We start from the raw sequence: 12646 nt of genomic DNA, 5'->3' as shown, positions 1-12646 counted from the left end.
GTGCACGGGCGCGGGGCGCTCGCGCTGGGCGCCGGCACAGAGCGTGGACGCGCGCCCGCCGGAAACGGCAGGTGGGGCGCGTGAGCGGGGCCGACCGGTACGGACGTACGGCTTCCGGGCACGGTTACCCGTACGTAACCTCGCGGGAGTGACCGGACGGACGACGAGCGTGACGACGGCCCCGCGCATCCACGGGCGCGGGCCCCACCTGCGTGCCGTGGCCGCGCTGTCGGACGCCCTCCCGCAGCGCCCCGGCGCGCTCCTGCTCACCGGAGAGCCCGGGATCGGCCGCACCACCCTCCTCGACCACGCGGCCCGCTCCTTCACCGCAGGCCGGGCGCTCCTCCTGCGGGCGGCCCCGGAGCAGGGACTGCGGCCGTACGACGCACTGCGCGCGTTGGCCGGGGCGCTCGGAGGCGTGCCCGGCGGGGCGGCGGAGCCCGAGGCGCGGGTCGAGCCGCTGCTCTCGGCGCTGCGGCGGGCGGCCGGCGGTCGCCCGCTCCTGCTCTGCCTGGACGACGTCCACCTCTGGGACACCCCGTCCCGCACCCTGCTGGGCCGTGCCGCACGGCGACTGCCGGAGGTCGGCCCGGTGGGGCTCCTGCTCTCCGCCGCCGGGTACGCCCCGCCCGAGGCGGCCGGACTGCCCGTGCTGCACCTCGGTCCGCTGCCGGCCCCGGATGCCGGCGCCTTGCTGGACGACCTGACCGACCCGGCCCTCGACCCGGCCGTACGGGACGAGCTGCTGGAGCACGCCGACGGGAACCCGGCGTTGCTGCTCGCCCTGGCCGGCCGCCTCTCACCCGCCCAACTGGACGGCCGGCAGCCCCTGCCCCACGCCCTCACCGACACGCTCACGGCGCTCGCGGGCCCCTGCCTGCACGGCCTCCCGCCGGAGATGGCCGACCTGCTGCTGCTCACGGCGACGGCCCTGCGGGACACGGAGGAGGAGGACGCCGACGCGAGGGTCGTCGGGGCCGCGCTGCAGATCCTGAAGGACGGGTCGGGTGCGGGTCGTGCGCCCCGCGACGATGCGGCCTTCGAGCCGGTCGAGGAACTGGCCGCCGCGGTGGCCGGCCTGGTGCGGCTCGCCGACGGGCAGCTCCGTTTCGCCGGGCCGGTTCTGCGCAGGGCCGCGTACGCCGGGGCGAGTGCGGACCGGCGTCGCGCGGCGCACGGGGCCCTCGCCCGGGTCCTGGAGCGGGACGGCGACCGGCTGCGCGCCCTGCTGCACCGGGCCCGGGCCGGCACGGGACCCGCCCCCGAGCTCGCGGCGGAGCTGACCGCGGCGGCGACCGACCCCCGTTCACCGGCTCCGCCCCGGCTGCGCTCGCTGGCGTACGCCGGTGCCGCCGAGCTGGTGGCCGACGAGGCGGCGCGGGCCGAGTGCCGTACCGCCGCCGCCGAGCAGGCCCTGCGCGCCGGGCTGCCGCGCCGCGCGCTGGCCCTGCTGGGCACCGTCACGAACGCGCCCGTGGCCGACGCCGTACGCGGCCGGGCCGAGCTGCTCCGCGGCAGCGCCCAGTTGCTCGACGGCCCCACCGCCACCGCTCGCGCGTCCCTGCTGACGGCCGCGGCCCTCCTCGCCACCGACGCCCCCGCCCTCGCGGCGACCGCGACGGCCGGCGCCGCGGACGCGGCCTGGGCGGCGGGCGACCTCCCCGGCGCTCTGGAGTCGCTCGCCGAGGCGCGGCCCCGCCTGGACGACTACCGCCGAGGACTGCGGGCCGTGCTGGAGGGGCGACGGGAGGAGGGCGCGCGGGTGCTGAGGCGGGTGGTCGCGGACGAGGCCGACGGTGAGGGGTCGCTGCGGGCGGCGGCGGCCGCGCTCGTCGTCGGGGACATGCCCGCGGCCTCCCGGGTGGCGGCGCGGGCGGCGGCGGTGGGCAGGGCCGACGGGAACCGGGGAGTCGTCCCGCGCGCGCTGGAGTACCTGGCCTACGCCGAACTGCGCAGCGGACGGCACGCGCAGGCGCGGGCCCACGCCGAGGAGGGGCTGCGGGAGGCCGAGCGGGCCGGACAGCGCAACACGGCCGCCGGACATCACGCCGTACTGGCGCTGGCCGCCTCGATCGAGGGGGAGCCCGCCGCGGTCGCCGGACACGCGGCGGCCGCGCTGGCCACGGCCCGGCGGCACGGGCTGGCCCAGACGGCCACCCTGGCCCAGTGGGCGCTGGGCCGCGCGGACCTCGGGCGCGGGCGCCCCCTGGAGGCCGCCGACCGGCTCGGCCCGCTCGTGCGGCCCGGCCCCCGGCGCGGCCACTTCGCGGTGTGGATGCTCGCCGTGCCCTGTTTCGTGGAGGCCGCCGCCCTCGCCGGCCGCCCCGCGGACGCCCGGCGCGCGGTCCAGGACCTCGCGGCCTGGGCCGCCTTCGGCGCCGACCCGCAGGCCCCCGCGCAGCTGCTGCGCTGCCGCGCGCTGCTCGCCCCGCCGGAACGCGCCGACGGGCTGTACGCGCGGGCCCTGGACCTGCACGAGCGGACCACCGGCGACTTCGAGCGGGCCCGTACGGAGCTGCTGTACGGCAAGTGGCTGCGGCGCCGCCGCAGGCTGCGCGAGGCCCGCGACCGGCTCGGCGCGGCCCTGGTCGGCTTCGAGAGCTGCGGCGCCCGGGTCTGGGCAGAGCAGGCGCGCGGCGAGCTGCGGGCGCACGGCACGGCACCGGGCGCCGTCCACGCGCAGGGGCTGGACCGGCTCACACCCCAGCAGTGCCGGATCGCCCGGTATGTCGCCGACGGCGCCACCAACCGCGAGGTCGCCCGCATCCTCTCGGTCAGCACCCGCACCGTCGACTACCACCTGCGCAACGTCTTCGCGGCCCTCGGCGTCCGCTCCCGCGTCGAGCTCGCCCGCCTGGTCGAGCAGGCCGAGCAGCCCCAGGCGCGCCCATGACCCCCCGGGAGCCCGCCGCCCCGCGCGAGATCGGCCAGGGGAATTCGCTCCCGGAGCCTAGGGACCGACCGGACGGTATGTCATCCTTCCGGCAGGATGAATCAGGTCGCACACCCTGGGGGAGGACCGTGATGCACCGCGCCGTACGGCACCGCACGCCGAACCGGCCCGTACCAGCCGTCGTACCGCAGCCGCGGACGAGGCCGGTCCGGTCGCTGATCGACGCCGACGCCATCGCCGTCCTGCACCGCGCGGCCCGCGTGCTGCAGGCGGACCTGGCCGAACTCACCGACCGCCTCATGGCCGTCGTACAGGACCAGGAACCGGCCTACCGGGCCGCCGTCACCAGCGACCCCGCCGGCATCTGGCAGGAGATGCACCGCTCGCTGCGGCACAGCGTCGCCTCGCTGCTCGACCCGCGCGGCTCCCGCGACGCCGCACGCCGCTGCTCCTGGAAGATCGGCGCCACCCGCGCGGAACAGGGCGTACCGCTGGACGCGCTGCTGCACGCCTTCCGCCTCGGCGGCTCCCTGGTGTGGCAGCGGCTGGTGGAGGAGACCTCGCGCACCGCACCCGAGGACGTACGCCTGCTCGTCCATGTCGCCTCCGACATCTGGAACTTCGTCGACGAGCACTGCACCCTCGTCGCCGACGCCTACCGCCAGGTCGAACGGCAGCTGGCCTGGCAGCGGGAGAACCGCGTGCGGGTGCTGGTCGCCGCGCTGCTCGACGGGTCCAGCCGGATCGCGGACCTGCCCGAGACGGCACAGGTCCTGGATCTGGAGGAACAAGGGCGGTATGTCGTCCTCGCGGTGGCCGGGGGGCGGGGCGGTGATCTGCTGCCGGGTGTGCGGGTGCACTGGCACACGGGCGTCGAGGTGGACTACGGCATCGTCCGCGGGGACCTGCCGGAGCGAATCGAGGCGGGGTCCGGGGTGCGGATCGGGCTGAGCGGCGCCGTCGCGGGGCTGGCCGCGGTGGGGGACGCCCGGGCGCAGGCCGACCTCGCGTTGAGATTGTGTCCGGACACAGGGGGTGTCGTGCGGCTCGCCGAGCGGCTGCCGGCCGCCCTTGTCGTCTCCAGCCCGGATCTCGGTGGCGCCCTCGCCGAGCAGGTCCTCGGGGCGCTGGCCGGGCTCGATCCGGCCGATCGTGAGGTGCTGCTGGACACGGTGGGGGTGTGGCTGGCGTGCGACGGCTCCGCGCAGCGGGCCGGGGAGCGGTTGTACTGCCATCGGAACACCGTGCTCAATCGGTTGCGGCGGTTCGAGCAGCTCAGTGGGAGGTCGCTTGCGCGACCTGCGGACCTGGTCGAGGTGAGTCTTGCCTTGACCGCGCGTCGGGTGCTGCCTGGGTGATGTGCGCCTGCTGATCTGCCTCGTCTCGCCGTCGGCGGGTGCGGGTTGTCCGTGGTTTCTCGCGCAGTTCCCCGCGCCCCTGAAGTACCCCCTCTGGGCGTCGGCACAACGAGCGGCCGTACACCCTGGTCACCCGCAGCCCTCCCGCTGATCTCTCTGTACCGGTCCGCCGCCCCCGTGCTGTCGTGAGCTCCCCTTTCCCCGAGGAGCCGCGATGCCCGAAGCACCACCGGACGACGAGGCCATGCTGCAGGTCGAGGATCTCGACGTGGCCTACGGCCGGGCCCTGTCCGCACTGCGTTCCGTGTCCCTGAACGTGCCGCCCGGCGCCGTCGTGGCGCTGCTGGGCGCCAACGGCGCCGGGAAGACCACCCTGCTGCGGGCGGTCTCCGGCACGCTGCGGCTGCACCGCGGCGCGGTGACGGCCGGACGCATACGGTACGGCGACACCGCGCTGGACGGGCGGGACCCCGTCGCCGCGGTGCGCGCCGGAGTCGTCCAAGTACCCGAGGGCCGACGGGTCTTCGCCGGCCTCACGGTCGACGAGAACCTGCGCACCGGCGGCCTCGGCCTCGGCCGCAGGGCCCCGGGCCAGGTGCGGGAGGCCCGCGACCGGGTGTTCGCGCTGTTCCCGAGGCTCGCCGAGCGGACCCGGCAGGCCGCGGGGCTGCTGTCCGGCGGCGAGCAGCAGATGCTGGCCATCGGGCGGGCCCTGATGGCGGCGCCCCGGCTGCTCCTGCTCGACGAGCCCTCGCTCGGGCTCGCCCCGCTCATGGTGCAGCGGATCGCCGAGGTGGTCCGCGAGATCAACGCCCAGGGCACCGGAGTGCTGCTGGTCGAGCAGAACGCCGCGATGGCCCTGTCGCTCGCCTCCCACGCGTACGTCCTCGACGTCGGCGAGGTCCGGCTGTCCGGCCCCGCCGACGAACTGGCCGGCACGGACGCCGTGCGCCGCCTCTACCTGGGCGACACCGACCGCGACGAGGAGGGCGCCGCGTGAACGAGCGCACACCCCCGGTCCTTCAGGTGCAGGACGTCACCGTGCGGTTCGCCGGACTCACCGCCCTCGACGGGGTGTCCTTCACCGTCGCCCCGGGCACCGTCCACGCCCTCATCGGGCCCAACGGCGCGGGCAAGTCCACCTGTTTCAACGTGCTGTCGGGCCTGTACCGGCCCGCCTCCGGCACGGTCCGCCTCGGGGACACCGAGCTGACCCGGCTGGCCCCGCACCGCATCGCCGCGCTCGGTGTGGCCCGCACCTTCCAGAACATCGTCACCACCGAGGGCACCGTCGCCGACAACCTGATGCTCGGCCGGCACGCCCTGACCCGCGCCGGGTTCGCCGCCAGCGCCCTGCGCCTGCCCGGCGCCCGCCGCGAACAGCGCGAGCACCGGGCCAGAGCCCGCGAGATCGCCGAACTCGTCGGTCTCGGCGCCCACTTCGACGCGCCGGTCACGGGGCTGTCCTACGGAGACCGTAAGCGCGTGGAGTTCGCCCGCGCCCTGTGCCTGGAGCCGCGTGTGCTGTTGCTCGACGAACCCGTGGCCGGCATGAACGCCACCGAACGCGCCCGCGCCGTCGAGGTCGTACGCGATGTGCGCGAACAACTCGGGCTGTCCGTCGTCCTCGTGGAGCACGACATGGGGCTCGTCATGCGGCTGGCCGACGAGGTCACGGTCCTGGACTTCGGCCGGGCCATCGCCCACGGCACACCCGACGAGGTCCGGCGCGACCCCGAAGTGCTGCGGGCCTACCTCGGCGAGCCGGGGGAGGAGGCGGCATGAGCGGCTTTCTCGACCACGTCCTGAACGGCCTCGCCCTGGGCTCGGTGTACGCGCTCGTCGCCCTCGGCTTCGTCGTCATCTTCAAGGCGTCCGGGGTGCTCAACTTCGCCCACGGCTCGCTGCTGCTGCTCGGCGGCTATCTCACCGCCGTGCTCCACGACGACCTCGGCTTCGCCGGAGCCCTCGCGCTCGCCGTGCTGGTGACCGCGGCCGTGGCGGGCCTGCTGGACCGGCTGCTGCTGCGCGCCGGAGGGCAGGACCCGCAGGCCGCCCATGTGCAGACGATCGTCACCATCGGCATCGACATCGTGCTGCTCACCGACCTGACCCGGCGCATCGGCGGTGACCTGCTCACCCTCGGCGACCCCTGGGGCGACTCCGTCACCCGGATCTGGTCGTTGACGGTCGCCGACAGCCGGCTCGCCGCGATCGCCGTGTCCGCGGTCGTCATCGGCGGCGTGTTCGCCCTGTTCCGGTACACGTCCTGGGGTCTGTCCCTGCGGGCCTCGGCCGAGGACGTGGAGGCCGCGGCCCTGATGGGCGTACGGCTGACGCGGGTGCGCACCCTCGCCTGGTGCCTGGCCGGGGCGCTGGCCGCGCTGGCCGCGGTGTTCCTCGCCGCGTTCCCCGCGCCCGGCCTGGAGCGGACCACCGGCCAGATCGCCCTGAAGGCCTTCCCCGCCGCGATCCTCGGCGGCATGGCCTCCCCGCCCGGCGCCCTCGCGGGCAGCCTGATCATCGGCCTGACCGAGTCGCTGGTCGCGGGCTACCAGTCCGAACTGACCGTCCTCGGCGAGGGGTTCGGCGATGTCGCCCCCTACGCCGTGATGGTGCTGGTGCTACTGGTGCGGCCCACCGGGCTGTTCGGCGCGAAGGGAGCGGCTCGTGTCTGACCTCCTCCGCAAGGCACGCCTCCTGCTGCCCGCGCTCGTGCTGTGTGTGCTGCCGTTCTACGTGGACGCCTTCTGGCTGCGCGTCGGTCTGTTCGCCATGGCCGCCGCCATCGGCGCGGTCGGCCTCGGCCTGCTCGCCGGCACCGCGGGCCAGCTCTCCCTCGGCCACGCCTTCTTCCTCGCCGTCGGCGCCTACGGCTACGCCTGGCTCGCCGGCGACCCGGGCCCCGGCCTGCCGCCCCTGCTCGCACTCGTCCTCGCCGTGCTGCTGGCCGGGGTCGCGGGCGGGCTGTTCAGCCCCGTCGCGGGCCGGGTGCGCGGGATCTACCTGGGCGTGGCCACCCTGGCGCTGGTGTTCCTCGGCCATCACGTCCTGCTCACGGCGGACTCCGTCACCGGCGGCTTCAACGGCCGCTCGGTGCCGCCGCTGACGATCGGCGGCTTCGGGTTCTCCGACACCGGCCCCGAACTGACCGTCCTCGGCGTGCCGTTCGGCGCCGAGGAGCGCCTGTGGTACCTGGGCCTCGCGCTGCTCGCGCTGACCTGGTTCACCGCCCGCGGCATCCTCAAGGGGCGCCCCGGCCGCGCGCTGGCCGCGCTGCGCGACAGCGAGACCGCGGCCGCGGTGATGGGCGTGCACGTGGCCCGCGAGCGCTCGGCGGCCTTCGTCGTCTCCTCGATGTACGCGGGCCTGGCCGGGGCGCTGCTCGCCCTCGCCTTCCGCCGGATCGTCCCCGACTACTTCGGCCTCGCCCTGTCCGTCGACTACCTCGCCATGATCGTCATCGGCGGCCTGGGCTCGGTGGCCGGCGCCACCGCGGGCGCCGTGTTCGTCACCGCCCTGCCCCTGCTGATGACCCGCTACGCCGACCATCTGCCGCTGGTCGCCACCCCGGGCTCCGGCGAGGGCTCGATCGGCCCCACCGAGGCGGCCCGCTACCTCTACGGCGCCGCCATCGTCGTCATCCTCCTGTACGCCCCCGACGGGCTGCACGGCCTGGCCCGCCGCCTGCGCGCCCGCCGTCGCAAGCCGGCCGCCGACACCCCCCGCCCCAGCGCCGCCGACACCGACGCTGCCGCCACCACCGCCACCACCGCCACCACCGACACCACCGCCGTACGAGCCAAGGAGCACACCCCGTGAACGTCACGCACCCCCGCCCCGCCCGTATCCTCCTCGCCTCGGCCCTGACGGCACTGCTCCTCGCCTCCACCGCGTGCAGCTCCAAGGCGGGCGACGACGGCGCGGCCGACGGCGCCGACGGCGTCAAGGCCGGGCCCGGCGTCACCGACAAGACCGTCAGACTGGGCGCCCTGACCGACCTGACCGGGCCGTACGCCACCCTCGGCAAGTCCATCGTGCAGGCCCAGCAGATGTGGGCCGACGAGACCAACGCGGCCGGCGGCATCTGCGGCCGCAAGGTCGAGATCGTCGTCGAGGACCACGGCTACGACGTGCAGAAGGCGGTCACCGCCTACGCCGACATCTCCCCGGACGTCGTCGCCCTGCCGCAGGTCATCGGCTCCCCGGTCGTCGCGGCGCTCCTCGACGACATCGAGCGCGACCAGGTCCTGACCTTCCCGCAGGCCTGGGCCGCCTCCCTGCTGGGCAAGCAGTCCGTGCAGGTGGTCGGCACCACCTACGACCTCGACATGATCGCCGCCGTCGACTACCTCACCCGCACCAAGGGCCTGAAGAAGGGCGACTCCATCGGGCACGTCTACTTCGAGGGCGACTACGGCGCCAACGCGCTGGAGGGCTCCGAGTGGGCGGCCGAGCGGGCCGGTCTGAAGGTCGTCGCCCAGAAGATCAAGGCCACGGACACCGACCTGTCCGCGCAGGTCTCCGCGCTGCGCGAGGCCGGTGTGAAGGCCATCCTGATCAGCGCCGGGCCCGCCCAGACCGCCTCCCTCGCGGGAGTCGCCGCCTCGCGCGGACTGCTGGTGCCGATCGTCAGCAACGCTCCCGGTTTCGCCCCGCAGTTGCTGAAGACGCCCGCCGCGAAGGCGCTGACCGGCCTGCTCAGCGTGGTCAGTGCGGCCCCGGCCCCCAGCTCCGAACTGCCCGGCGTCCAGAAGATGGTGGCGGCGTACCAGAAGAAGTACCCGGGCTCCCCGGTCGACTCGGGCGTGCTCTCCGGCTACAACGCCGCGCAGTTGCTCGGCGCCGACCTGAAGAAGGCGTGCGCGGCGGGCAGCCTCGCCCGCGAGGACGTCGTCAAGGCGCACCGCGCGCAGCAGAACGCCGACACCGGGCTCGGCACCGTGCTGAACTTCTCGGACGTGAACCGGCCCGCGAGCGTGAAGACGTACGTGCTCAAGCCCGACGCGAAGGCGGTCGGCGGGCTCGTCGGCGTCGAGGACGCGCACAGCGCGCCGGGGGTGGAGGCGTACCTGAAGTCGCGGACGTCCTGATCCTGGACGGCGGGGTCCTCTTCGGCGCGACGCGTGGTAGTAAGCGTTTGCCACCCCCGTACGGCAAGCTGGAGAGGACCCCCGCCCTATGGCGTCGTCGACCGAGCCACCCCTCGATCACCGCTACCGGGACGAACACCCCGTCCGCACCCTCGCCTATCTGTTCCGCCCCGACCGCCGGCGACTGGCCGCCGCGGTCGGGGTCTTCACCGTCAAGCACAGCCCCGTCTGGCTGCTGCCGCTGATCACGGCGTCCATCGTCGACACCGTCGTCGAGCACCGGCCGATCGCCCGACTGTGGACCAGCACCGGACTGATCATGTTCATCCTGCTGGTCAACTACCCGCTCCACCTGCTCTACGTCCGTCTGCTCTACGGCAGCGTCCGCCGCATGGGCACCACCCTGCGCTCGGCCCTGTGCACCCGCATGCAGCAGCTGTCCATCGGCTACCACGCACGGGTCAGCGCGGGCGTGCTCCAGGCCAAGGTCGTCCGGGACGTCGAAGCTGCCGAGCAGATGGTGCAGCAGACCGCGGAGACCGGGCTCGGCGCGCTGACCGTCCTCACCGGCGGGCTCGTCATCATCGGCATCCGCACCCCCGAGTTCCTGCCGGTCTTCCTCGTCGTGGTGCCCGCGGCCGCGCTGCTGGTGGCGCGGCTGCGGTCCCGGCTGCGCACGCACAACGAGCACTTCCGGCACGAGGTGGAGATGCTGTCCTCCCGGGTGACGGAGATGACCCGGCTGATACCCGTCACCCGCGCCCATGGCCTGGAGGGCAAGGCCCTGAACCGCATGGACGGCACCCTGCGGCGGCTGCTGCAGTCGGGCATGCGCCTGGACCTGCTCAACGGCCGCTTCGGCTCGCTGGCCTGGGTGGTCCTCAACGTCATCGGCGTGCTGGTGCTGGCCGGTGCCGCGCTCGTGTCGTACTACGGCGTCTGGGGCGTCAGCGCCGGCGACGTGGTGATGCTCAGCGCCTTCCTCACCACACTCACCAACGCCACCACCACCCTGGCCGGCCTCGCCCCGGTCATCACCAAGGGCCTGGAGTCGGTGCGTTCGGTCGGTGAGGTGCTCCAGGCACCCGAACTGGAGGACAACGAGGGCAAGTCGGAGGTGACGTCCCTGCACGGCGCGGTGACCTTCCGACACGTCACCTACGCCTACGAGTCCGACCGGGCGGCCGTGCGCGACTTCGACCTGACCGTCGTACCGGGCGAGACCGTCGCGCTGGTCGGCGCCTCCGGGGCGGGCAAGTCCACGCTCCTCAACCTGGTCATCGGGTTCATCCGGCCCACCTCGGGGCGCATCCTGCTCGACGGCACCGACATGAGCACCCTCGACCTGCGCACCTACCGGCGCTTCCTGTCGGTCGTGCCGCAGGAGTCGATCCTCTTCGACGGCACGATCCGCGAGAACGTCGCCTACGGCATGGACGACGCCGACGAGGAGACCGTCCGCGCGGCCCTGCGCGACGCCAACGCGCTGGAGTTCGTCGACCGGCTGCCCCAGGGCCTGGACACCCTGGTCGGCGAGCGGGGCGCCCGGCTGTCCGGCGGCCAGCGCCAACGCCTCGCCATCGCCCGGGCGTTGATCCGCGACCCGAGGATCCTCGTCCTCGACGAGGCCACCTCCGCGCTGGACACCCGCTCCGAGGCCCTCGTCCAGCAGGCCCTGGCCCGGCTCCTGCACGGCCGCACCACGTTCGTCGTCGCGCACCGCCTGTCCACGGTCCGCGGCGCCGACCGCATCGTGGTCATGGGCGACGGCCGCGTCCTGGAGACCGGCACCCACGACGACCTCCTCGCCCGGGGCGGCGCCTACGCCGCTCTGCACCGCGGCCAGGTGGTCTCGTAGCGAAGGCCCTGGGCAGGACGGCGCCCAGGGCATCGGCGGGCCCCGTGCCCCCTCACCCGGGGGCGGCCCGGGGCCGGGTCACGGGACCGCCGCGTTCGTGCCGCCGCGGCCCCGCTGGCGGGGCAGGGACGGCGGCGTGGCAGCGAGCCACTCCGCGATGGTGCGCGCGATGGGCTGGCCCGTCTCCACCTCGATGAAGCCGAACTGGCCCGACTGGTTGCACTCCAGGAACCACCACGTGCCGTCGGCGTCCTCGACGAAGTCGAAGGCGCCGTAGGAGAGTTCCGCCTCCCGCAGGTACGCCCGCACGGACTCGGCGACCCTCGGCGGTACGTCGACCGGCCGCCAGGGCTCGTCGGATGTGGCGAATCGCACATCCACCTCGTCCGGGTCGGCGTCCACCGCGGCCGCCTTCCGCGCGGCCAGCAGCCGCTCGCCGACCGCGGTGAGACGGATGTCCGCCCGCTTGGCGATCCGCCGCTGCAGCAGCGTCGGACCGTACGCCACGGCCGAGAAGTCCGTGCCGGGTGCCACCCGGCTGGTCGGCACCGCCCGCGGCGGCTCCTGCGGATGCGCCCCGGACACCGGCTTGACGACCAGGTCCGGGAAACGCTCCGCGAAGTCCCGGGCGGCCTGCGGGAACGTGGTGATCAGCGTGGCCGGCACCGGCAGCCCGGTCGACTGCGCGAGCCGCAGCTGCCACGGCTTGTACCGGGCGCGGCGGGCCGCGTCCGGGTGATTCATCCAGCGTGCCGCGCTGCCGCGCAGCATGCCGTAGAGCGCCTGCGAGGACTCCTCGGTCAGCCACTCGGACGGTTCGGCCACCCGGGCCGCCGGCACCCCCGGCCGGCGCACCCACACGGACCTCAGCCCGTCGATGCCCACCAGGCGTCCCGCGGACCACAGATGGCCGCGGAACGCGCCGTGCACATACTCGCCCGACAGCGCGACCTGGCCGGTCATGTCGGCCGGATCCAGCCGCAGCACCGGCACCCCGGCCGCGTGCAGATGCACGACCACCATGTCCGCTGTCACATCCTGCTCGGACGTCAGGATCAGAACGGTCATCGACGTTCCGTGTTCAGTCGTCGAAGTGCGTCTTGGAGCCCGCGGTCGATGTCGTGGTCCCCAACTCTCTCAACAGGGCGAGATCGGTGGCGGCGATCCGCCCGTCGAGGAGCACGTTCAACTGCAGTCCGGAGTCATAGGTGTACGCAGCGGTTACGTCCAACTCCGTTGCCGGGCGTGCATAGTTGAGCGCGAATGGTTGCATGGTCTCTCCCTCGTCGGTGCTGCCCGGGACAAGTCCCGGTACAGGCCGCTGTCTTGCTTCGCCCCATGGATCTTGCAGGGCTTCCATTCCTTATACGAATCGAACGAGTGAATGGTTTCGTCACGCTCCGTGGCCACGGGCGTTTCGGTCGCTCTGAACCCTGAGACGGCC

Annotated in this window: 10 protein-coding genes; 8 read left to right on the top strand and 2 right to left on the bottom strand. The window is 74.3% G+C overall.

Annotated features, from left to right (window positions below; all coding sequences use genetic code 11):
- The first annotated feature begins 148 nt into the window (after positions 1-148).
- The 8 genes from RKD23_RS03985 to RKD23_RS03950 all read left to right on the top strand — a co-directional run bounded on the left by RKD23_RS03985 (position 149) and on the right by RKD23_RS03950 (position 11202).
- Positions 149-2893, top strand: coding sequence for a LuxR C-terminal-related transcriptional regulator (locus RKD23_RS03985; RefSeq protein WP_424852333.1), 2745 nt, complete (start codon positions 149-151; stop codon positions 2891-2893).
- A 131-nt stretch (positions 2894-3024) separates the two neighbouring features.
- The gene (locus RKD23_RS03980) at positions 3025-4251 is read left to right on the top strand and encodes a PucR family transcriptional regulator (RefSeq protein ID WP_424852332.1); all 1227 of its coding nucleotides are present in this window, start codon (positions 3025-3027) and stop codon (positions 4249-4251) included.
- 214 nt (positions 4252-4465) lie between these two features.
- Positions 4466-5251 carry an ABC transporter ATP-binding protein gene (locus RKD23_RS03975; RefSeq protein ID WP_424852331.1) on the top strand — a complete coding sequence of 262 codons (786 nt, stop codon included), beginning with the start codon at positions 4466-4468 and terminating at the stop codon, positions 5249-5251.
- Positions 5248-6036 carry an ABC transporter ATP-binding protein gene (locus tag RKD23_RS03970; RefSeq protein ID WP_424852330.1) on the top strand — a complete coding sequence of 263 codons (789 nt, stop codon included), beginning with the start codon at positions 5248-5250 and terminating at the stop codon, positions 6034-6036. The genes RKD23_RS03975 and RKD23_RS03970 overlap by 4 nt, the downstream gene beginning before the upstream one ends.
- Positions 6033-6929, top strand: coding sequence for a branched-chain amino acid ABC transporter permease (locus RKD23_RS03965; protein ID WP_424852329.1), 897 nt, complete (start codon positions 6033-6035; stop codon positions 6927-6929). Before RKD23_RS03970 ends, RKD23_RS03965 begins: the two co-directional genes overlap by 4 nt.
- A complete protein-coding gene (locus tag RKD23_RS03960; RefSeq protein WP_424852328.1) occupies positions 6922-8073 on the top strand; it encodes a branched-chain amino acid ABC transporter permease in 1152 nt (383 codons plus the stop codon). Before RKD23_RS03965 ends, RKD23_RS03960 begins: the two co-directional genes overlap by 8 nt.
- On the top strand, positions 8070-9344 hold the full coding sequence (locus RKD23_RS03955) for an ABC transporter substrate-binding protein (RefSeq protein ID WP_424852327.1): 1275 nt from the start codon (positions 8070-8072) through the stop codon (positions 9342-9344). Before RKD23_RS03960 ends, RKD23_RS03955 begins: the two co-directional genes overlap by 4 nt.
- Before the next feature lie 88 nt (positions 9345-9432).
- Positions 9433-11202, top strand: a complete 1770-nt coding sequence (locus RKD23_RS03950; RefSeq protein ID WP_424852326.1) for an ABC transporter ATP-binding protein — start codon at positions 9433-9435, stop codon at positions 11200-11202.
- A 78-nt stretch (positions 11203-11280) separates the two neighbouring features.
- Here RKD23_RS03950 and tgmB read toward each other — a convergent pair whose 3' ends face one another.
- Both tgmB and tgmA read right to left on the bottom strand, forming a co-directional pair.
- Positions 11281-12270: an ATP-grasp ribosomal peptide maturase gene (tgmB, locus tag RKD23_RS03945; protein WP_424852325.1), complete on the bottom strand. Its 990-nt coding sequence runs from the start codon at positions 12268-12270 to the stop codon at positions 11281-11283.
- Between the two features lie 13 nt (positions 12271-12283).
- Positions 12284-12475, bottom strand: a complete 192-nt coding sequence (gene tgmA, locus RKD23_RS03940) for a putative ATP-grasp-modified RiPP (RefSeq protein WP_404030735.1) — start codon at positions 12473-12475, stop codon at positions 12284-12286.
- Between the last annotated feature and the right edge of the window lie 171 nt (positions 12476-12646).

The sequence above is a fragment of the Streptomyces sp. SAI-170 genome, from assembly GCF_049739565.1.
In the GTDB taxonomy this organism is placed as follows: domain Bacteria; phylum Actinomycetota; class Actinomycetes; order Streptomycetales; family Streptomycetaceae; genus Streptomyces.
This window is presented reverse-complemented; position numbering and strand designations above follow the sequence as displayed.